Raw genomic sequence first — 22,026 nt, 5'->3', positions numbered from 1 at the left:
ACGACGGTACCGCAGTATGTGGCAGTTGCTTTCCGTCCGCCAATGACAGCCCTGCAGATTCGGGATCGAGCGTTTGGCTTGGCCGGTCGATGCGGCCCACCTCGATCGTATTTACTTCACCCCAGTCGGTAATCGGTTCGATGCGAACGACGATTTTCATCGCGGAGTCTTGAGCGGCGATCTGCGCGAGGTCGCGCCGCATCGAATCTCCGAGGTCGACACGGTGATAACGCTGTTCGAAGGGGAGGCGGTGTTCGGCAGCCGCGATTGAACCGCGGCGCGCTGTCTGTCGCGAGGCGAGACCCGCGGCAGACAGCGTGTTTCGCCGGATCGACTAGAACATCGTGTTGTCGTTGGCCGACTGCTCGGGCACGGGTTGAATCACATCCCAGTGCTCGGCGATCTTGCCGTGCTCGACGCGGAAGATATCCACGATGGCGTTGCCGCGGTCTTGCGGGTTGCCGGTCGAGTGAACATGCAGAAAGACGAGGTCGCCGTCGGTCGCACTGCGCACGATGGCCGAACGGGCATCGGGGGCATGCTTGAAGTATTCGGTAAAGAAGCTGATGAACGGCGCGGACCCGGTGGGCACATGCGGATTGTGCTGAATGTAATTCGGTGCGAGCACGGTGCTAGCAGTCCTGAGATCGTGCCGGTTGAACACCGCATCGTAGAAGTTCACGACTAGCGCGCGGTTGCGCTCTTCCTGGGCAATATCGCGAGCGGCCGGATGAACCGGCGCGACGCTATCTTCGGCGCGGGCCACATGGCTCGCGATCAGCACAAAGAAAGCAGCGGCGGCTGCCGCGCGCTGGAGCAAGGAGGTTCTGTTTGGCATGACGGTCCCCTTCTTTTCGTTGAAAGCCGGCGGCTGCAAGGACTTTAGCATCCGCAGGTGGCGACGACGAGACGCATCTTGCCGGCGCATCGACGCTCCCGCGCCGAATGGCCTGCTGCATTGCAACCGCGTCGCCATGCCATCTACGCCGGCCCTGGAACCTGGGCCATAGCGCGAAAGCCTGCAACACCGACGCGCTTGCAGGATAGGGCAAGGCCCTAAGGCGATTTAGCCGTGCACTACCACATTCGTGTTGGCGTCCCTACACTTGATTTAACAACACAGAGGTGCGTCATGGCCAAGCTGATCCACACGATGATCCGCATGCAGGACTTGCAGCGCTCGCTGCAGTTCTACCAGCAAGCTTTCCATTTCAGCGTCGCGCATCAGCTCGACTTCCCCGAATTCACACTGGTTTATGTTGGAGTTCAGAATTGCTGCTAGCCGTGTTCATAGCGACGCTAGCATGATCACTAATAATGCTAGCGTGCCTTGCACACGCCCGAGAATTCAGTCAGAGCATCGCGCTTAGCCTTGCAGCTATACCGCCGATTTGCACATAACGGGTGTCCGCACAGCTGGCCTGCCGCCGAACACTACGACTCGTGACAACCAGAATAACCCTTCATACAAGCGCTAAAGATTCCGTTTTTGAAAGCAACTATAGAAAGCTGAGGCGGCCGTTGACAACATGCGGTCGGTCAACGATATAGAGCAACGCTTATGAAAAACGCCTTTTCGATCGTGTGGTCGATGCAATTTGATATCCAGGTACCTATGCCGCGCTAGCAGAGTTACTGAACAAACTTCCTCATGATTGTTGTACCGTCGCGACAGGCATCGAATCGCGCTGATCGGGCGCATTCCCTTACACAGCAAGCGATTCGACGTGTTGGCCGCTAGCATCCCTGTGAACACGGCTAGCAGCATTTGTGAACACCAACACATGCGCTTCGGGGAAAAGCCGATCTAATGCTGACCGGCGTTCAGCAGCATCCAATTTTGACGGCTCGGCGCCCCGACAAGGATTCGCGCGAACAGGGCCCGGCAATGCGTGCAGGTGTAGTGCTCTTCCACGCGCTCATCCTTGACGGCGCCTTTGCCGTTGAGCCGCAGGGCTTCATGCGGCTCGGTGGCGGCCGGCTGCCCGTAGAGGTGCGCGCACGGGGAGCAAGGCTGAATCCAGAGTTGCATTTCGATCAAGTGAACTGGCGGTCAACTACCCCCGAAATCGTGACTGCTAAGTCGACCTGTTGGAAATCCTTCGGCTATCACCTGGCGTGCCCGGCGCTCGGCGTCCGCGAGCGCGTCCTGAAGATCGACAAAGACTTCACCTTGCGCAAGCTGGTACATCAGGAATTTTTCGAACACCGGGGCACCGTCGCGCCTACTGATGACGGCGCGCGCGTAGTAGCCACCGTTTGGATCGGGATCTCTAGGTCGATATTCCCGCTCAGCATTGATGATGATCCGATGCGGTGGGACGTCAATTTCCTTGTGCATGCCGGACATCTCGGCCTCCGCAGAGCGTATGGAGGAATCCTAGCATGAAGGAACGCCCTATCCTTCTCGGCGGCGCAATGGTGCGCGCGTTGAGACGGCCGCACGGCAGACACGGTACGTTTATCGCGCCTAGTCCTCACGTGCGAACTTGCCGCGTATGCCGACGGCGACGATGTCCGCGATACGCTCCAGCGCTTCAGCCTCAGAAAGACCAGCGTCGAGAAACGGCGTCAGATCGACGAACTCGGGATTGCGCCCGTCACGGGGTCCACTCGTTTTCAGTGCAATAAGTGACGGTACGCAAAGCCAGCAGCAGCGCTGGGAGCGAACCGTACGTTGTTGATTAGCTTGGTGTTTCTGTTCACGTCGGAAACCGTGTTTTGGGGCGTCAATGCGTGGGCGATATCAGCCGACGGCGCTTGTTTTCGCTGCACGTTGTGACGGTAGGATTTGCCCGGCGTAGCGTTCAATGGGGAAGCGGAAGATGCCCCTCATATTGATGCCTTCCAGCCGGGTGGGCGCGATGCGGCTGATCAGTTCTGCCGGGATGACCTGCCGCCGATTGGCCCAGCGATCCAGGAGCGCCTGCATCTGCGCCGTGTTCCAGGCCATCACGATGTTGGCCAGCAAGCTCAGCGCGTTGGCCACCGCCTGCATCTCGTCGACGCGCTTGGCCTGCGCGGGACCCACTCGCCCGGTGTAGATCGCACGCTTGAGTGCGTTGACCGCCTCGCCGCGATTGAGCACCCGCCGCAGTTCGCGTCGGAACGCGGCGTTTACGAAGTAGTCTGCCAGGAAGGTCGTTCGCAGCAATCTGCCGAGTTGTACACCGGCGTCGTAGATCGGATCGCCGCGGGCGGCGGAGCCGAAGCGAGCTAGTGCCGCCACTGCGCTGACGTGGCCGCTCCTCACCGAGGCGCTCAAGTGCACCAGCGCGTCCCAGTGCGACTCGACGAGCGACGTGTCGACGTTGGCCACACACACGGCAGCGATCTCTGCCGGGATCGCCATCCCGTGCGGCACATAGAGCTGTCGCTGTTTCAGATCCTTCAGGCGCGGGCACAGGTCGAATCCGAGCAGCCGGGCCAGCGCCATCGCGAAATCGGTGTAGCCGTGAGTGTCGACCGCCAGTTGCCAGGTCTCGATGCGCTCCTGCCGCACGACCCCCTCGATCGCCACGCCGGCCTGGCGTTCGTTGAGCACGAAAGGTTGGGCGTAGAAGATGCCCCAGCGATCGCGGACGTGGGAGTAGATACCGATCGACGGCGTGTTGCGCCGAGGATCGAGCCGCGCCTGCCATACGCGCCTGGTGGTCTCCATACTCATCATGTCCGAGGAGGCGAGGTCCGAGCGTCCCCACGTCGTGGCGATCGGGTGACGTTGCATGAACTCCAGCACCGCCTGGCAGGCTTGGGCCAATCGTCGCTCATCGCCAGCCCAGCGCATCGCCTGACGGATGCTCGCGGCCGACAGTTGCGGAATCATGCGCCCGCATTCGGCGGCCGTCAGGCTGGTGCCGTGAGCGAGGATGCCGGCATAGACCATCAACAGTTCGTCGGCCGAGTGCGGTTCGCGCCCGAGCATGATCCAGCTGAAACGAGCCTGTGCATCGACGGCCAGGATCACCTCGGGAAACTGCACTTCCCCGATGCGGTGGTCGAGCTTGGCGCGAAGCTTGGTGACCTCGGGATCGTCGTCATCTGCCGGCAGCGGCGAGAGGTGGAGGTCGTCGTCGACGCGCAGCACGCCGGACCTGGCAGCCTCTGCCACCGCATCCACGCTGGACCGTACGCGCGCCAACAGCGGTTCAAGGAACTCGGTCGGCTTGGCCGGCAGCGACAGACGTGCATAGTGCCGCGTCGCCTCGGTCTTCCATCGCTCGGCAGGCAAGAATAGACGCTCCCGGCCACGGAAGCACCATCGGAATCCAAGGGACTCGCAGGCAACTTGCTGGTGATCGAACAGTGTGCGGCCGCGGCCATACATCGCGCGCAGGGAGGCGAGTTCTGGGGCGTCGATGCCGAGCTCAGTGCTGAGGTGGCGCCACAGCACCGATGGGATGACGCGAAAGGCGTCGAGCAGCCGCCCGCTCATGCGCAGGAAACCGATATGCAGCGCCAGGCCGAGCTTCAGCCGGTTGCCGCGCCGCGCTGCGATCAGTTCGCGCTCGGCCGGGCTGAAGGTAAAGAAGGCCTGCAACTCGAAGGGGCTGAGCTCGCGCGGCTGCTCGCGCATGCCCAGGTACGTCGTCTGCCAGCCTTGCATCGCGCGCCTCCGTCGGTGGGACGTTCACGATACGTCGCAAAAAAGCGAACAGCAATGTCAACAGAATCAATGGTTTACTACCTGCCCTCCGCGTCCTTATTGGCTTTGCGTACCGTCACTTATTGCACTGAAAACGAGTGGACCCCACGTAGGGGTGTCATGGCAGGACTCCATGCGGGTAGAACAGGGGCGATGAACTGCACTGTTATCGTCGCACTGGCGGGAAATGCCTGCAGCGCAGGTTAGAAACGGAAGAAGATTGCCGTACTGCCCTACCGCGTCAGCGGTTTAGTTCAACTGCTAATAGCAAAACCGCGCTTAATGGCCACAATTTGTTGAGGTATCAACGAATGTCCCCAAACGAAGGGTATGAAAGCCGTAACTTTCATACCCTCGACTTGACGACCGAAACTGCAGCTCGATCAATCTTAAGGAAGCAAGCGATTGCACCCTCTCCCCGTCCGTCATAGCGACGATGCTTGCGGATACGCCGTGCGACCCTGCTTACTGATCACAAATCTGATCTCCGAACAGATCCAAGGTCGTGCCACACTGCTGCGCTGGGATTGCCCCACTACGGACTTGGGCAACCACTTCCTGCGGCAGCCACGCTTCTTCCATCGCGTCGATGCCCTTCTCAATCAACTGCTTGAGAAAAAACGACTGGCTGCGTCCTGTGACTTCCGCCAGCAATCTCAATCGTTGTCCAATCGCCGGCTCGACGCGTACCGCGATGACCTGTGACCTGTTCTCCGACTTCCTTCTCAACCTGTGCTCCTGATTGCATCTCTGCGCCGCAAGCCGGCGAATTCGAGCGCTGTTTTACCACGACCAGTTGGATCGACTCTAGGCAACGCGGGTCACTGCCTGCGAGGACACACCGCGTCGACCGGAGGAGCGTCATCCGTGCGGCGGTCGCATGCAGGTGCCGGACTGGGTACGCGGGTCAACGAAGTTGTCCCGGCGCGGACACCCATTCGCGCATACGGGCGCCTGCACACTAATCCGTAACGCTACGCTTTCACAGAACGCATCACAAAACCGTGCTATTCAGATAATCCTTCTTCTGTCGACAGCGGGGTTTCGTGGCATAACTGGCGGCAACCCAGGCGTCCCGACGCGAGACATCGTGTCACGCGGAACGGGCTGACGCCGCACCTGCCGAAGAAGCGGTCGAATGCCCGCAAGGCGACCTGTTCTGAACGGTGAACTCGGGGGGGCTTTCCGCGCCGCCGGGTACAATCGTCGGAACGACCTAAGCCCTGCGGCAAGTTGCCCAGACACCGTACCGAAACCTGATGCCCACGGAAGCCCCGTCGCCGTTCGTTCGCCTCTGGCCTGACGTCATCTTCAGTCGAGAAGTGCTCTGCCGTCACGTTGAGGAGGAGCCTTTTTCGCTCTCCGGCAGCACCGTGCTTCGTGCGCCACGGCCTGCCCGCACGGCAGCTCAGGAAGGCATCGTGCGGCTCGACGCCGCTCCCGCCGAACAGCCTTCCCTCTTCTGACCGTCGCCGCGCGCTTTGGCGAATCGCGCCCGACGGCCCGAAAAATTCTGTTCGCCTTCACACACCCACTCCTGCTTCGAGCGACTACATTTATATTGCAGGAAGACGATCTTGCGCGTGGAGCCAGTCCTGCCTCCCAATTGCGGCCCGCGGTTCCAGGATGAGAATGACATGAAGAAATTCATCTGCGCACTGCTGCTTGCGTCCACGTCGCTATGCGCGTGTGCCGACACCCCGTCCCTCTATTCCCCTAGCGTGATCGTGTACGACGTCGCGCGTGGCGAAGTCCTGCTGGAAAAGAATGCTGACGATGTCCGACCCATCGCGTCGCTTACGAAACTGATGACAGCGATGGTCGTACTCGACAAGGCGCAGGAGATGGGAGATACCCTGACCATTGGCGAGGCCGACATCGACCGCCTCAAGCATTCGGGCTCCCGGATTCCCGTCGGTACCTCGCTCGAACGCGAGGCGATGCTTCGTCTTGCGCTGATGTCATCCGAAAACCGTGCGGCATCCGCCCTGTCACGCTCGTTCCCTGGGGGCCAGTCGGCGTTCATCCAGCAGATGAATTTAAAGGCGCGCGCGCTAAACATGGCCGACACGCATTTCGAGGATCCGACGGGGCTCTCGCCGGACAATGTCTCCACAGCTCGCGATGTCGTCAAGTTGGCGATTGAAGCGTCGCACTATCCGATGATCAGTTCGTTTACCACCCTGACAGCGTACGAACAGACCATCGGTTCCCGGCCCAGGTTCTATCACAACACTGATCCGGTGGTCCGCTGGACGGATTGGGACGTTCAGCTCGCAAAAACCGGGTACACGCGCGAGGCGGGTCGCTGCATCGTGGTCGACGTGGCCATGCCGAAAGGCCCGGTGATGATTGCGCTGCTTGGCGCAAGATCATCCGGTGCTCGCTCCGCTGATCTGGCCACGATCCGCAACTGGGTGAACGGCGATCAAACACCCGTAGCCGTACCTCGCCTGTACTACGCTTCTGCGCATTCGCGTCTCCGCCATCCAGTCGTCGTAAGCCAACCACACCGCGTGCAGGTGCGATTCGCATCCTGGCGGACCGCGTCGGCCGTCTCGTCACATCGCCACGCGTCGCACCGCATTATCGCCAGTCGAGCTGGTGCGTAGGCGTGCCCGATTCGACAGGATCCGGATCGCCATAGTTGCGCACCCAGTTCAGCGAACCGACCGGACCGGGTCGACGCCGGCGCTATAACTGTGAACACAGCCATTAGTCCGGACTGCCACCGGCGCTACTGCGAACCGGGACGGCCCGCAGGCGTAGCAATGGGACATCGGTGTCAGGCCAAACGCCACCCGGGCTGCGACTATGACGGCGACTTCGTCTTGGATAATGAGTTGCCGGCCAGGCCGGTATCGATCGGCCGGAAGGCCGGGAATGGGATACTTCGACAGGAATTTTACGAATCCCGGCCCACCCTCCATAGGTTTCGAAGTGTCAGTGAATGCGCCCGAGGGTACGAAGGAGCGAATTTCCGTCCTGCGTAACGCGAGGCCGTACAGCCCCCCCGGCCAGCTTCCCCATGGCGACGAGCTGGCGTTCGAGCAACGTATCAAGTTCTTCCCGCTCGGCAATGTGGTCGGCCGAGTCCCTGACCAGTATCAATGTCGCAAATTCATGGGCGCTGAGCATGCTTGCCTCCTGATAGCTCGAGTAGGTGCTGTATGGATTGCGTCGGCTAAGGCGCTCGCTTTTGACGGCGCGTTGCCGGTGGCGCACTCGCTGCAAATGGCGCGGGGAGTTGATGGTAGGGGGAGCACCGGGGCGCGGCAATTCGGGTCGTCCCGCATATTGGGCAGATTGGCTCCTGCCGCACTGCGACAGATGCGGCAGCGATCAGGTACACACATCCTGCTTCGTCCCGGGCCGTGTCCTACCAAGAGGCGGGGAGAACCGTTTGGGCGCGGCGGTCCAGTGGGACACCAATGCGAAATCAAACGGCGTCTGGTGCCGTGAACGACGCAATGCCGGTAGCACCGCGACGTGCCACAAAGCATTGTCGGGTTGACCGCCTCACCGGTGCTGCACTTTGCGCGTCGACATATACGCGTCGAACAGACCCGCATGCAGGCGGCTCAGTTCCTCGCGCAGGCTGACCAGTTCGTGCTGGTCGCCCTCATGCTCGCGGCGCAGGATCTCGCCCAGCAGGGCCATTGCGCGGGACGCCGCCTGCTCGCGCTGCACGCGCGCCTCGCCCAGCCGGCCCGCCAGTGCCGGCTTGACCACCAGCAGCCACGCCGGAAACCACGCGTCATCGTCGACCTCGCCGGTGCCCCCAAACTCCGCATCGAAGCGCCGGCGTAGCGCGTCGAGTGACGCGTCGCCCAGTACGGGCAGCAATGCCGCAAACCGTGCCGGCGCCAGCCAGGCCAGTTCCGCGAGCAGCGGCCACGCGGCATCGAGTCCGCGCGTCCGGTAGCGCACCTCGGTCATCCACGCGAGCGGTGCCGGGATGCGCCACCAGGACTCAATGCCCCCGATCGCGTCACTCGCGGCCGCCCAGTCGCCGGCCAGCAGCCACAGCGGCGCTGCGTGGTTCCCGGCATCGGCGCCGCAAAAGGCCAGCGTCGCGGCCCGCGCGGCGAGCGCTCGCCAGCACAGGGCGAGCCATGCGTGAACCGTCTGCTTGGGCAGCACCCGCCGGGCGGCGGACACCACCTCGTCCTCGAGGTGACGGCGCGCGATCGCCAGCGCCGCATGGTCCGCCAGGGGCGCGGTCGATCCGCGCCCGAGTTCGAGTTCGAGTTCGCGAACCAGCACGTTCATCGCGCGCAGTGCACCGTCGTCCGGGTATTCGCCGGCGAGCAGCGCCAGTGCCGTTCGCGCCGACACCGCATCGCGCCGCTGCAACTGCTCCAGCACGTCATTGCGCAACATCACGTCACGGCTGTCGGCAAAGATATCGAGCTGCTGCATGGTGAGTTGATGCATGGTTTTCGCGCTCAGAAGAGCTGATCGTGAAGATCGGTCAGGCTAGCCCATTTCACCGTGGTGCGGAAGGTGCAGCCATCTTCGTCCACCGACTCGATGATCACTCGCTGCCCGCTCGCTTCGGCGATCACGCGCACGATCCGCTCGCGGTAGCGCATCAGCGCGCCAATCGGCGGGCAGGCCGGGGCCTTGCGACTGGTCCGCCCGGTTCGTCCTTTCCCTTCTTTCCGCGGGCGGCGGCTGCCTGCCATGCTGACTACCCCCGCTTGCGGCGTGCCGCCGTCTTGCCGGATGGCACGGAGGCACCCGGCGCCTTGCGCGGCGGGCCCGGTGTCCGTGCCGGACGGGGCGCCGCCGGCCGGTTCGCGGCTGGGCGTGCCGACGCGGCCTTCGCGCGAACGGGTCGCGCCTCGTAGGTATCCGCCTCGCGCCTTGCCGCCAGCTGTTGCTGCAGCGTCGCGTTCGCGGCCTGCGCGGCATCGAGCCGCCCCTGCAGCACCCCCGTCTGGTGGCGCGCGTCACCGAGCTGTGCCTGCAGTGCCTCGAGCGCGCGACGATGGTCTGCCTCGCGCCGGTCGGCCCGCTTCGTCGCCTCATCGAGCTCCTTCTGCAGCTTCGTGGCCGTACTGCGCTCGCGGTCGATTTCGAGCAGGGCGCGTTTTTCCGCGGCACGCAGGCGCTCATCGGCCCGCTCCGCGGTGGCGCGCAGCTTTTCCATGTCCCGCGAGAACCCTTCGTGCACCTGCACCAGTTCACGATCGCGCGCAGCCGTCTCGCCCTTCAGCCGCGTGATCTCGCCGTCCAGCGCCTGCCGTGCCGCGCAGCCTTCGGCCTGCGCCTTCTCCAGTTCGCGGACCTCGACCTGCGCGGCGAGCAGTGCCGCGGTGCGCTGCTCGAGCGCGGTCTCTGTCCGCTCGAGTTCGCCGCGGACCGCCGCGACCGCCTGCTGCGCCTCGGTACGCTGGCCCTCCACTTCTGCACGCAGCGCGTCGAGTTCCGCCTGCGCGGACGCGGTCGCGCGCGCCCACAGTGTCGCGACCAGTTCGCCGGCGGCCGCACCGAGATCGGCGGGCAGGTCGGGATGCTCGATCCGTACCCGGCTCTTCTCGCGCAGTTCGGCCCAGAACTCCCCCAGCACCGCGGTGGGCGTGCTCATGCTGCCGCGCTTCACCAGCTGGTAGAGCCGGTTGGCGGTGGGCGTGAGGCCGAAACGGAAAAACAGCAGCGCGCAGACCTCGCGGTAGAGCTCGCGGGTTTTGGGAAATTCGGCCTTCAGGCGGTCGATTTCGGTGGCAAGACGGGTTTCGTCGCGCGGGACGTCAGACATGGGCGTCAATTCCTGAGTTTTTCACAAATAATATAGCGTAAACCGCTTCATATCTAACGATCACCGCTCACTATTTTGACATTAAGCGTATAATGTTGAAATTCTGGCGCAATGTGGGACAATCATTGCGTGACACCCTCCTTCGAGCCGCACCGGCCCGCCACGCCATGACAACCGCCCTGCCCACCCCGCGTCCGGTCGATGCGCTTGAACTGCCCCCCGACCTCGATGGCCGTCACGGCACGAACCGCGCCAACGGACGCAGGCAGGTCGCCGCTGACACCGATCTCGACGCGGTTCGCGCGTGGCTCGCCCGCTTCGTCGCGACGAGGACCACGTTTGACAACTACCGCAAGGAAGCCGAACGGCTGCTGCTGTGGTCCGTCCTGCAACTGGGCAAACCGCTCTCCTCGCTCACGCACGAGGACCTGCTCGTCTACCAGCACTTTCTCGCCGATCCCCAGCCCGCCGCACGGTGGACCGCTGACGGCGGACGCAAGCATCCCCGCCACGATCCGCGCTGGCGGCCGTTCTACGGCCCGCTATCCGAATCGAGCCAGCGACAGGCCATGGTCATCCTCAACGTCATGTTTGCGTGGCTGGTGCAGGCCGGTTATCTGGCCGGCAATCCGCTGTCGCTCTCGCGTCAGCGTACCCGCCGGGCCAGGCCGCGCATCGTCCGGTATCTGTCGCCCGAGCTCTGGCTCGAGGTCAAGACATTCATTCAGGGCATGCCAGTGCAGACAGCTCGCGAGCGCGAACACCACGCGCGCGTGCGCTGGCTCTTTACCCTGCTCTATGTGGGCGGTCTGCGGATCACGGAGGTCGGCACCAACACGATGGGACGGTTTTTCCGCCGCAGTGACGAAAACGGCACGGATCGCTGGTGGCTCGAAGTGCTGGGCAAAGGTGGCAAGGAGCGGCTGGTGCCCGCCACCGCGGAAATGATGACGGAACTGGGCACCTACCGGCGGGCACGCGGACTGCCAGCCCTGCCCTCGCCGGGCGAGGACACGCCGCTCGTGCTGCCGGTTGGCCAGTCGCTCAAGCCACTCACGCGCGCCGCGTTGCACCGGATCGTGAAGGATGTTTTTAGCGGTGCGGCGGACTCCCTGCGTGCGCGTGGTGACGACCATGCGCCGCGCGCGGACCGCCTCGGGCAGGCATCGGCACACTGGCTGCGTCACAGCGCAGGGTCCCACATGGCGGACCAGCAGGTCGATCTGCGACTCGTGCGCGATAACCTCGGGCATGCGTCACTGACGACGACCAGTCAGTATCTTCACGTCGACGACGATCGCCGGCACCGCGAGACCGACGAGAAACACCGTATTGACTGGTGATGACTGGTGATGACTGGTGACCGACGGCAGCCAGGCCCTACCGCCTGATCTGGAAATCGTCGGCCGTTGCCGCCAGACTTCCGCTGCGAAATTTTAACTTCCTGTTGCTTGCCTTCAATCTAACAGAACAGAGGGAGAACAGGCGCGCACAGCAGATACAGGCGGAGTGGATACTGCCCGCCACTGCTGGAGACGGGTTTGCGGTTGACGGGGATGCAGATGTGCCAGACGGTTAGTTGCATGTTTGTGATCGACACGGATTTCTAGGGTGAGTATTTACGGGAGGTGAATTTCACAGTCATGCGAAGGTGCGCTCAACTGATACAGCGTGTCGGCAACTTGAAAACAGCGCACACGCGAACCTTGCGGGCGAACATCGAGGAGCCATCTGGATTTTGCGTTCGCATTCCACGATCGGCTCCGCTCGACCCACTAAAGCCCTCCAAGCCACTGCACCCACCGTCTGGTGAGCGGGCAGTACAGGACAGTCGGGTTGCGTCCAGGGTCTTTTCACGTGGCGGCAGAGACGAGCTTCGTAGCACTGGTTCAGCGCCCGCGTGTCCGGGCGATATCCGATTTATTCATGCTCCCGTGCGCCCCTTTTTGCGAAACGTTGGCATCCGATTTTTCAGCCGACCTCAGTCTGTGTTGATGCGGACTGGCACCGCGCGTTTGTGGCGCAATTCCTGATGATCGAGATCGAGGGTGCTGCACCGCTGATGCCGTGGCGGCCCTCAAGTCATGGGCCTTACTCACTCGGTGCTACCACCGAGCGAGAAGTAGTCCTGGCCTCCAGAGCCAAATTCGGTTTGAGTAATAGCAGCCAGATCAGGACACTGGCAAACAGTGCCACCGCGGCCGCAATCGATGCAGCCGCGCCGAAGCCAACGTCGAAGCTCACGCACAGTCCGCCGCGTCATTCCGGACGAGGGCCGGCAGGTTCCAATGCACCGTCCCCGTCGTCCCGCCGAAGCGTTTGGCCAGCATCACAGCGTTGGCCCGGCACAGCCCAAGCAGCACTGAGAAGGGCGTTGTCAGGTTGCTGCGGTCGTCGTGTAATATAGCGCGACGAAGAAATCAAAATCGCTGTATCACGGTCACCGGTTCCCCGCCGGTGTTATCAGTTGCGCCGTGCGTTGGTATTTTCGCTTCCAGTTGAGCTTGCGCGACATTGAGGAGTTACTCCTCGAGCGCGGCGTGGTCGTGACGTACGAGACGATCCGATGCTGGTGCGACAAATTCGGCGCAGGCTTTGCTCAGCGCGTGAAAGCGGCCCGACGCAAGACAGGCAGCACCTGACAGCTCGACGAGATGTTCGTGACGCGGTGAGCCTTACTTGCTTTGGCGTGCGGTTGATGAACATGGCGCCGAGCTCGACATCCTGTTGCAGAAGCGACGCGATAAGGCCGCCGCCAAACACTTCCACTTCTTCAAGCACGTGCTTCGTTCCTGTCCAGCGCCACGCAAAATCGTCACCGACCAGCTGCGCAGCTACCCGGCCGCGAAGGCGGACATTCGCGATCTGGCCAACGTCAAGCATGTGTTCGTTAAGGCGGCGGCCCGGTTAAACAACCGGGCCGAGAACAGTCATCAGCCCACGCGCGAACGTGAGCGTCGCATGCGGGGCTTTCGTAAGCACAAACGAACACAGGCATTTCTATCGAGCTTTGGTCCGATCCGGCAGCACTTCGCGCTCGAGTGACATCTGCTGGGTGCTTCGCTGTATCGCAAACAACTCGGCGAACGCTTTGCCGCGTGGCATCGATTCACTGAGATTACCAAAATCCGTCGACTGGTTTCTGAGCGATTGCCCGTTATCCTGAAGTCCATGCGAATACGGCAAGTTGACAAAGCCCCTCGAATGCTCGCCGTTCGTCGAAACGACTTTGAATGAACGAGGGTTCGAGTCGGTCAAGCTACTACAGGGGGTAAGAAGCGACATCAGCCATCCGCGCGAAACCGTGCGTCTGAAGTCGTGCGCCGCTTGATCCAGATCGCGGATGCCTGTCGTCGAGCGGCGCACAGTGATCAGTTCGGCAGCCGCCGTGGCAGATTGTCGATGCGCGGTCCGCAGACTCGGGACTGCCCGAGGCACGCTGCAAGTGCCTGCTCGCCGAACCATTTCTGCGTGTCCAGGTTGTAGTGCACGCTCCCGTCCCCGCCGCCTAGTGTACCGCCGTCGAAAATGCCGAAGCCAGGCGGCCGTCCATTCCAGTCAGGCGACGTCGACGCATCGACGAAGCTGAAGACGCGAGAGTTCGCTTCGATGAAGCCGCCGAACACCTTTTGCATGGATTCAAGCGCGGCGGGATTATAAGGAGCGATCCCGTCGGTGACGTTGTCGTAAGCAACCGACAACGGCTTCACGATCATCACCGGAAAAGTCGATCCCACCGCCGCAAAGAAACCGCTGAAGAGGTGCGCGTAATTCTGCGGCGCGCGGCGAATCGTCGTCGCATTGCCAGCGGTATTCAGCGGAGCGGCTTCCGCCTCCCACTGGTTCCACTCGAGGCCCAGGATCCGCGGTTTCTTACCGGTCGCGAGAATCTGTTTCAGTCCGAGGTACATCATGCGGCGAGCAAACGGTGCAAGCGCATAGGTCGGCGTCTTGCTCGAATCGAGCATGGGCTGCCAGAGATTCACGCCGTGCATCGTCCAGCCGCAGCAGCCGCTGAATGCATCGTCCGCGACATCCACGCCCTGGCTGCCCCAGCCGATATGAACGATGTACAGATCGGGCAACGGCTGACCCGCGTTGATCGCCGACTGCCACGCATACGCGGCGAAATGGGCGGCGTTGCCGCTGCCGCCGTAGTAGCCCAGATTCATGTCTGACGATGTGCTGTCGGTCCAGTTCACCCACGACACGTGATCGATGGAGGAGATCGGTTGAGTGAACGGCGCACCCGATCCGTCTGCGTTGCCGGTGATGTTTCCCCAGCCGTCGTTCCGGATACCCCATACGTTGGGGGCCGGCATTCCACCGCCGGTCCCGGCACCCGATGCTCCCGTCAACGTCAGATCGGCGGGTAGGCCGTTAAGACCGGCGCTATTGCTCTGCCCCATCACGAACAGGACCGCTACCTCATCGGGCCGGAATCGCGAGTCTTTGTTCCAGGCTGTCGCCGCGACAGAATTCGACTGGGCCATCGCGTCCGCGGCGACGGCCACCTGCACCGCGCTCGCAGCCAATACGACCGGCAGGGCAATCCGCATCAAAAGGTTCTTCATACCTGTCTCCTTGAGTCTTCGATCACTGTTTCACTGGCTGGCTGACCGGCTGGCTCACCGCCTCACCAAGACCATCGATATCGGGACCGTAGTTGCCTAAAACCATGGAGAACTTGATGGTGTTGGTTACGCCGGCCTTGAGCGGGACCACCACCTGAACACTCGAGAGGATTGGGAAGTCCCAGGTGCCTTCACCCGGGAACTGCACCGCAATCGGCGGGCCGTTGTTGACGCTCACGTTCATCGCGCGAGGCTGACCACCGCCGTCGTCCGCACTGATATAAACCACGGGGACCGCATAGTTGCCATCGGCAGCCGCGACGATTCCGTTGAACTGCAGGCTGGAATCCGAGTTCACGAAATTGCCGACCTTTTCGTGACCGCTGCAGATATTGCATGCCTGTACCGACGCATCCTGAATGATGTTGGTGGGGCTTTCCGCTTCATAGATGACGGGCGGCAACGCGGGCTGCGGAGCGGCGATCAGCGTCACCTTGCCGATTGACGGAGCGCGACCGCCCTTGCCTGGAAGAACGAACGTCAGCTTGTTGCTACCCGGCACGAACGGCATGTAGACCGTGACGGTGCCCTCGGACTGACCAGTGGTGACGGGGAGCTGGATCGTCGTCAGCACGCTTTCGTTCAGAATCAGCGACACTTTCACCGCGGACTTTCCATTGTTCTGGTAAGTGACGTCGATGTACCCGCCCGTGGTTGCATTCACCGTATATCGGGCCACGCCGTCTTCATGCGTCATCGGTTTGGCCACCTGGACCTTCGATGCATCGTCCGTGCCGACGATCGCCAGCATGACGGAGCCACCGGCCGGAACGGCGGGCACCGTATATCCGGAGGTGTGCGAACCGAGATCCTTGTGTGCCCAGATATCCCGAACGTCGGCCGAAGCGGCAGGGTCCAGTCCGAGGTCCTTCCAGTTCACCGTAATCGGTGCGGCGGACCCGGTCGTATTGAGTAGCACCACTGCGCGGCGACCTTGACCGGACAGCAGTTTCGCCCACACGCCCAGACCGTTCTGCGGTACGGCCACGCGGATCGCCTGCATGCCGCGCGGATCCTGATCGACGGCAAGCACCTCCGGATTGGTCAGCGTGTCCATCGTGGCAGCGCTGAGCGGCGTCGTGAGATCGACACCCAGGATAAGCGGTGCGCCGGAAATGGCCCACAAGCTCATGTGCGTCTGGTCCTGAGCGGCAGTCAGACCGAACCCAGCAAGCATCATGTCCGCATCGTTATAAGCGCCCGTATGCTGTGCTTCAGGAAAGAGGTTGCCGTAGAAATTCTGGTTCACGATTCTGGAAAAATCCGGCGTGCTTTGATGGCCCGGCGTGCCCGTGTCGTAAGTGATGTCCTCGGTCGTTCTCCACAGATCCGCGACTTGCCCCCAGTCATACGAGCGGCCCGTCTTGTCGACATGGAAACTGTTCGGATTGATGCTGTAGACGATCGGTCGATTCATCGCGGCGCCTGCACTATTCAGTGCATTGCGCATCTTCTGGAAACCGGCCACCTGATCGTCCGTGGTGCCGTCCGGCGAACACCAGTCGTACTTCACGTAGTCGACGCCCCATGACGCAAACGTGTTGGCATCCTGCACCTCATGCCCGAGGCTGCCCATCGGATTGGTATGTCCGGGGTACAGGTTGTTGCGCTGCGCACAGGTTTCGGCGGCGGGCACTTCGTATATCCCGAACTTGAGGCCTCTGGCGTGAACGTAATCGACCAGCGCCTTTATTCCGCTGGGAAACTTCACGGGGTCGGCGACCAGGTTGCCTTGCGCATCGCGATTTGGCGCGAACCAGCAGTCGTCGACGTTGATGTAGTTGTAGCCCGCTTTCATCAATGCGCCGTCTTTCTTCAGGCCGCCGGAGATAACGTCCGCGGCCGTCTTCACCAGATCTTCGGTGATGTTGCAGCCGTACGCATTCCACGAGGCCCAGCCCATGGGTGGCAACGCGATCGACGTTTGAGCCTGCGTTTGTGACGAGGCGTCTTGCGATGGTGAAACGTTTGCGGACTTGGCCGCAGCCTGCATGACGCTCGTGGCGTCGGAGGCACCTTGCTGGTCACCTCCGCAGGCGGACAGACCAAAAACCATCATAACGCTCACGAGAAACAGATACACCTGTGTGCGACCCAGGATCTTCATGATTTTCCTTCGTTGAGAATGAAACTGGGACTTCTGGTCAACTGCTGTGCGGGCGTTTTGTTTCGGGCTGCCCGACCCGTAGGAGCTTTACGAAGTCGGCTGCAGGTTGCCGTCGAATCGAGCCGTTCCGTTTTCCCGCATCGTTACCGCACGGGCCACGTTGCCGTATTGCAGTGTCGTTTGTGTTCCGCCGACGCTGGTGAGCTTGACGGACGACAGCGCGCCACGGTTCCACTGGAGATCCACCGTAAACCCGCCTTTCGCGCGTACTCCCGTCAGATGCCCCGTGTTCCATTGCGACGGCAGTGCAGGAAGCAGCGTGATGCGATCCATCCTGCTTTGCAGTAGCATTTCCAGTATTGCGGCCGGACCGCCAAAGTTCGCGTCGATCTGGAAAGCCGACGAGTTGCTCGACAGCGCATAAGCGTCGAACATGTTGGCAAACGTGCCGCTCACGCCGTCGTTGCCCGCCGAATAGCGCAGCAGCTTCGGAATCATCGAATAGCAGTTGGCGGCATCGTGGAAATGTGCCCAGCAAGCGATGCGCCATGCAAGCGCCCAACCGAACGAGTCGAAGCCGCGCGCGAGCAACAGCGCCCTCACGCCGGCCACGAGCTTCGGATCGCTATCGGGCGTGATGCGCTCGCCTTCGAACCAGCCGATCAGCGGCGACAGATGCCGATGCCCGGTCTCGCCGACGATGCTGTCGTTCATCCACTCCTGAAGCTGGCTGGTCGTCGGACTCACCTTCGGCAGATAGAGCTGCGCCTTCATACTTGCGATCGAGCGCGCGAAATCCGCGTCCTGGCCGAGCAATTGACTCGCGGTCAGATAATTCGTGAACAGATCCCACACGAGTTCCTGTGCGTAGGTAATCCCGAGCTGCTGATGAGGCCCCTGCTCCGGCGACCAGTCCTTGTCGTCGATGAGCAGACCCGTCGCGGGGTCGCGGATCAGACGCGCCTGCCAGAATTCGCACGCGGACTTCATCACGGGATAGATACGCGCGAGATAAGCCTTGTCCAGCGTGTACTGGTAGTGATTCCACAGCGTGCGGCAATACCAGGCGCTGGCTGGAGGACTCCAGTCCCAGCCGATAGAACCGTAGATGCCCGTCGAAATAGCCACCGTCCAGCCCGCGACGTTGCCGTTCGAATTGCTGTAATTCACGTTGGCGGCATCGTTGAAATGATTCTTCGTGGACTGGACCCACGAAGGCAATTGCCCGGTGACATAGTCGACGAACGGTTGCTGACACTCCGGCAACCCGGCCCGATCGGCGAGCCAGTAGTTCATCTGGATGTTGATGTCGGTGTGGTAGTCGGCCATCCACGGCGGGTTGTTCGTTGTACTCCACAGGCCCTGCAGATTCGCCGGCATCGAGCCGCGCGACGACGAGATCGTGAGGTAGCGCCCAAACTGCACGTACATCGCCTCGAGTTCGGGGTCGGCCACGTTGGGATTCACTTGCCGTGCGAGTAGCCGCTCCGGGATCGTCAGCGCTCGTTGCGCGTCGCTTGAGCGGCCGAGATCGATGTCCATGCGCCCGAAGAGCGCGCGATAGTCCCGTACGTGGCGATCGAGCAGATCGCTGTAGCGCCTGGACACGGCACTCTGCACGTCCGCGATCACCGCGTCGCGCGGATTGATACCCGTCAGATAGTTTTCGACGTAGCGCCCGTTGTAGTCGGTGCGCGCCGCAATGATGATCGTGAGCGCCGGACAACCCTGCAGCGTGATCTGCGCAGTAGACGAGTTGAGCGAAGCGACGCCTGCATCCGGAACGACCATCATATAGGTCGAGTACAGCTCTCCGCTGCCGCTTACCGAGCCCGAGAACGACAGCGCACGATTCGATTCGCCGATGGTTTGCGTGCCCTGTCCGTCGGTCAGCGACACGGTGCCGTTATAGCTGCCGCCATCGGAGGTGAGCCGCACGACGATCACGTTGTCGGGGAAGCTGCTGAAAATCTCGCGTCGATAGGTCTTGCCCCCGACTCGGTACTGCGTGCGCACGACCGAGTTGCTGATGTCGAGCGAGCGCTGGTAGTTCGTGGCGCCGGCGTGAGCGGGCAGATCGATGTAGAGCTTGCCGAGTGTCAGGTAGGTACCCATCCCTGTCGTCGTGTAGGCCAGATCGACGACGTCCTTGCTGCCCGACCACAGCGTGATTTCGTTCAGATAAAGCGCTTCGTGATCGCTCGCGCCGCCGGCCATCGCGCCGAGACGCCCATTGCCGACCGGCAGACCCTGAAACTGGATCAAAGACTCGACGGCAGGCGAGCCGTACTGGAACAGCAGCGCCTGATTGGCCGGAACGGACGCAGAATTCGCCTGCGCCGCAGCGTTGACTGAATCAAAAGTTTGGGATGAACCTGAGGAGGGATCGCCGGTCGCGCCGGGCGAGGAACTGGTTGCAGCTCCGGCACGTGCCGCAACGGGGAGGATGGCAGCTGCACTGCCCAACTTCAGCAGCTTGCGACGTTTTTGATTAACGGAAATCTTCATCGTGTCTCATGCTAGAGATTTATGCGGAATTCACCTATGAATATTTAATTTAAATATGCACTCGCAAGAATTGGTAAGACCATTAGGTTATTCCCCTAGTACGACATCGCAGATAGTGGGATGGATCGACATCGTCTCGGGCGATACAGGTGGATTTCAGATCTCAAATAAATAAGGCATCCTTAGTTTCTAGTTTGTAGATTTTTCATGTCGATATGGATACCTTCATATAGCCTGCCCAGAGGTCTTCGATGCGCCAAAGCACTCCCCCACAGCGCGCATCTATGCCGGCCTCGATATCTCATAGGATATCTAATTATCTTGAGGATTTTCATGGCGCATGAATGGCACCATGCGGTGTTCACATTAACCGCTGTGCCAAACGCGTAGGCAAGCGATGCAAACACTGGCTAACTCTCGACGGCTCTGGTGCAAATAGCGAAGGCGACTCGGTTAAAGTGTCAGGCTGACCGATTTTAGAGCCGACGATGAGCAAGCTCAAGAGCATGGAGGATCTGTTCGCAGCACGTCACTTTCAGCGAAATGTAATCATTCTTTGCGTGCGCTGGTACCTGCGCTACAAGCTCAGCCTGCGCGATCTGGTGGAGATGATGGCCGAGCGGGGTTTGTCGCTGGCTCACGCCCCGAAGGAAGTCCCTGTGGGACACGACGATTCTGCGTTAGGTGAAGCGTTATACGCCGGATTTCGTCAAACGCTGGAACCGTTTCGGCACGCCCACGGAACGATCGTGGCGTGTCGACGAGACGTACCTGAAGATTCGCGGCAAGTGGGTATACCTTTATCGAGCGAGCGGTGGATCGGGCGGGGCAGACCGTGGATTTCATGCTCAGCGCCAGGCGCGACGTGGCCGCGGCACCAAGCCTTTTTCAGGAAGGCCATCAAACATCAGGGCCAGCCACCGGAGACGATCACGCTCGATGGGTATGCCGCCTCGCACCGGGCCGTGCTCGAGATGAGCGCTGACGCTCTGCTGCCTGAGGGGACGCATGTGCGCTCCTCGAAGTATCTGAATAACGTGATCGAACAGGATCATCGAAACATCAAGTCCAGAACGAACGTGATGCTCGGATTCAAACGATTCAGGTGTGCGACGACCACGATGTCAGGCATCGAGTTGATGCACCGCATCCGCAAGGGTCAGTTCAATCTCCGCACTCTCGGACTCAAGGATACTACTGCAACTGCGGGACTGGGTGCGCACGTCAGGCCACCTGAAGCCGCAACAATCCCACACTCAACTGTGAGAGGTGCATTATGAAATCACCGTCGGCACGCCCAACTTACGAATACCGCCCGATGCCTTTGGAATTTCCACTTGCTTGACCGCCGGTGGGAAGTACGACCCCGACGACATACGGTTCCACAGCTTGTACAGATTCTTCGGCAAGTCCTGTTCGAACATCGCGATGGTTTCATCATCGAAGCCGGCAGCACCCCGGTTGGCCTTCACTCGCTGGTACGCCTCCCAGATCGTTCGCTTAGCAATGTCATAAGGTTTCGTCGATGTCATGTCACTCCTCCCCGACAAGCGGGTTGGTGACCTTCGTCAACCGGATAACGCTGCCCCTTCGCTCCACCCTCATTACAAGGGCTTCAGCACTACTACGGGCAGCTCCGCCCCTCGTTGCGGCATCGGTATTCTTCCTCATGGTGTTGGCCATTTGTCATTTCCCTTTCCATCCGCAACAAGGTTCTCACGTTCCATACCGAAGCCTGTATTGAGATCATGCCGCCTCTACGCCGGCTGCCGCCAGGTCCGTAAACAGGTCTCGTCCTGACTGATCCTGGAGCGACGAAATGACTCCAGTTTTGACAGCGCTTTAACGAATTAACGACGCATCATCGAACGGTTTTCTTTCGCTCATCTTCTCGACACATACCTGCCATCCTTATGGATGACTTTTCCACGGTCGCTCACCACCACGCCTTTTGAACGCAGCAGCACCGGGCGGTTTGAAGCCTGCTCCTGCAAGCCGGCTTCGGGAGGCCTACTCCCATCTTCAGTACAGCACCACAAGCTTTCGCTTGTGTTCGTGACACACTTTCATCCATCCTCCCGCTTTTGTCGACCGGACGTTTGTGCCGGCGAAAAGCTTTCTCGAACGACGGTACGAGCTTGATGACCCAGCGATGCACGCTCGAGTGGTCAACCTCAAAGCCGCGCTCGGCCACGCCCCGCAGAAAGTCCCCTTGGGGGATCATTCTTCGAGATTGCGAAGGCTTAGCGCGTAGGTCACGTACCACCGCACACACAGCAGGATCACGTCCACCGGATAGTGTAGTCGCTTCAACACTTTCGCGATCCCTAGCGGTAATGTCTTGCGGCGTCCTGCCCGTAATGGACAC

Annotated in this window: 14 protein-coding genes and 5 pseudogenes; 6 read left to right on the top strand and 13 right to left on the bottom strand. The window is 61.2% G+C overall.

From position 1 onward, the window contains the following. Positions 1–334: 334 nt before the first annotated feature. Positions 335–838, bottom strand: a complete 504-nt coding sequence (locus PQR02_RS35520; protein WP_408242567.1) for a nuclear transport factor 2 family protein — start codon at positions 836–838, stop codon at positions 335–337. A gap of 294 nt (positions 839–1,132) precedes the next feature. Between PQR02_RS35520 and PQR02_RS35515 the strand changes: the two genes are divergently transcribed. Together PQR02_RS35515 and PQR02_RS35510 are read left to right on the top strand one after the other, a co-directional pair. Continuing rightward, positions 1,133–1,282, top strand: coding sequence for a VOC family protein (locus tag PQR02_RS35515; protein ID WP_408242566.1), 150 nt, complete (start codon positions 1,133–1,135; stop codon positions 1,280–1,282). Positions 1,283–1,810: 528 nt separating this feature from the next. Continuing rightward, positions 1,811–2,389 carry a hypothetical protein gene (locus tag PQR02_RS35510; protein WP_408242565.1) on the top strand — a complete coding sequence of 193 codons (579 nt, stop codon included), beginning with the start codon at positions 1,811–1,813 and terminating at the stop codon, positions 2,387–2,389. Positions 2,390–2,746: 357 nt separating this feature from the next. Here the strand turns inward: PQR02_RS35510 and PQR02_RS35505 are convergent. From PQR02_RS35505 to PQR02_RS35495, 3 genes and pseudogenes are all read right to left on the bottom strand, one after another. Continuing rightward, a pseudogene (locus tag PQR02_RS35505) lies at positions 2,747–4,255 on the bottom strand (Tn3 family transposase); the annotation flags it as partial. Between the two features lie 12 nt (positions 4,256–4,267). After that, positions 4,268–4,576, bottom strand: a pseudogene (locus PQR02_RS35500) (DUF4158 domain-containing protein); the annotation flags it as partial. Between the two features lie 534 nt (positions 4,577–5,110). Further along, positions 5,111–5,374 (bottom strand): YlcI/YnfO family protein, encoded by a 264-nt coding sequence (locus PQR02_RS35495; protein WP_408242564.1) that lies wholly within the window; start codon positions 5,372–5,374, stop codon positions 5,111–5,113. A 908-nt stretch (positions 5,375–6,282) separates the two neighbouring features. Between PQR02_RS35495 and PQR02_RS35490 the strand changes: the two genes are divergently transcribed. Further along, complete coding sequence (locus PQR02_RS35490; protein ID WP_408242563.1) at positions 6,283–7,257, top strand: D-alanyl-D-alanine carboxypeptidase family protein; 975 nt, start codon at positions 6,283–6,285, stop codon at positions 7,255–7,257. A gap of 331 nt (positions 7,258–7,588) precedes the next feature. Here PQR02_RS35490 and PQR02_RS35485 read toward each other — a convergent pair whose 3' ends face one another. The 4 genes from PQR02_RS35485 to PQR02_RS35470 form a co-directional block, all read right to left on the bottom strand. Continuing rightward, positions 7,589–7,783 (bottom strand): hypothetical protein, encoded by a 195-nt coding sequence (locus PQR02_RS35485; protein ID WP_408242562.1) that lies wholly within the window; start codon positions 7,781–7,783, stop codon positions 7,589–7,591. 381 nt (positions 7,784–8,164) lie between these two features. Further along, positions 8,165–9,082: a hypothetical protein gene (locus PQR02_RS35480; protein WP_408242561.1), complete on the bottom strand. Its 918-nt coding sequence runs from the start codon at positions 9,080–9,082 to the stop codon at positions 8,165–8,167. A gap of 11 nt (positions 9,083–9,093) precedes the next feature. After that, on the bottom strand, positions 9,094–9,333 hold the full coding sequence (locus PQR02_RS35475; RefSeq protein WP_408242560.1) for a hypothetical protein: 240 nt from the start codon (positions 9,331–9,333) through the stop codon (positions 9,094–9,096). A 5-nt stretch (positions 9,334–9,338) separates the two neighbouring features. Next, positions 9,339–10,409, bottom strand: coding sequence for a DNA-binding protein (locus tag PQR02_RS35470; protein ID WP_408242559.1), 1,071 nt, complete (start codon positions 10,407–10,409; stop codon positions 9,339–9,341). A gap of 167 nt (positions 10,410–10,576) precedes the next feature. On the opposite strand from PQR02_RS35470, the gene PQR02_RS35465 reads away from it, so the two are divergent. After that, the gene (locus PQR02_RS35465) at positions 10,577–11,752 is read left to right on the top strand and encodes a tyrosine-type recombinase/integrase (protein ID WP_408242568.1); all 1,176 of its coding nucleotides are present in this window, start codon (positions 10,577–10,579) and stop codon (positions 11,750–11,752) included. A 1,086-nt stretch (positions 11,753–12,838) separates the two neighbouring features. Next, positions 12,839–13,535: pseudogene (locus PQR02_RS35460) on the top strand (IS6 family transposase); the annotation flags it as partial. A gap of 245 nt (positions 13,536–13,780) precedes the next feature. Here PQR02_RS35460 and PQR02_RS35455 read toward each other — a convergent pair. From PQR02_RS35455 to PQR02_RS35445, 3 genes are all read right to left on the bottom strand, one after another. After that, on the bottom strand, positions 13,781–14,983 hold the full coding sequence (locus PQR02_RS35455) for a hypothetical protein (RefSeq protein WP_408242558.1): 1,203 nt from the start codon (positions 14,981–14,983) through the stop codon (positions 13,781–13,783). 22 nt (positions 14,984–15,005) lie between these two features. Further along, complete coding sequence (locus PQR02_RS35450) at positions 15,006–17,150, bottom strand: alpha-galactosidase D (protein WP_408242557.1); 2,145 nt, start codon at positions 17,148–17,150, stop codon at positions 15,006–15,008. An 87-nt stretch (positions 17,151–17,237) separates the two neighbouring features. Then, positions 17,238–19,658, bottom strand: coding sequence for a glycosyl hydrolase family 95 catalytic domain-containing protein (locus tag PQR02_RS35445; protein ID WP_408242556.1), 2,421 nt, complete (start codon positions 19,656–19,658; stop codon positions 17,238–17,240). 506 nt (positions 19,659–20,164) lie between these two features. Between PQR02_RS35445 and PQR02_RS35440 the strand changes: the two are divergent. Further along, a pseudogene (locus PQR02_RS35440) lies at positions 20,165–20,938 on the top strand (IS6 family transposase). Here the strand turns inward: PQR02_RS35440 and PQR02_RS35435 are convergent. After that, the gene (locus tag PQR02_RS35435; RefSeq protein WP_408242555.1) at positions 20,933–21,190 is read right to left on the bottom strand and encodes an RNA-dependent RNA polymerase family protein; all 258 of its coding nucleotides are present in this window, start codon (positions 21,188–21,190) and stop codon (positions 20,933–20,935) included. The pseudogene PQR02_RS35440 and the gene PQR02_RS35435 overlap by 6 nt on opposite strands. A 530-nt stretch (positions 21,191–21,720) precedes the next feature. Continuing rightward, positions 21,721–21,983 (bottom strand): annotated as a pseudogene (locus tag PQR02_RS35430) (transposase domain-containing protein); the annotation flags it as partial. Positions 21,984–22,026: the final 43 nt, after the last annotated feature.

It is taken from the genome of Paraburkholderia sediminicola (assembly GCF_046026895.1).
Classification (GTDB): domain Bacteria; phylum Pseudomonadota; class Gammaproteobacteria; order Burkholderiales; family Burkholderiaceae; genus Paraburkholderia; species Paraburkholderia sediminicola_C.
Note: the sequence above shows the minus strand (reverse complement) of the source record. Positions and strands in the feature narration are given on the sequence as shown.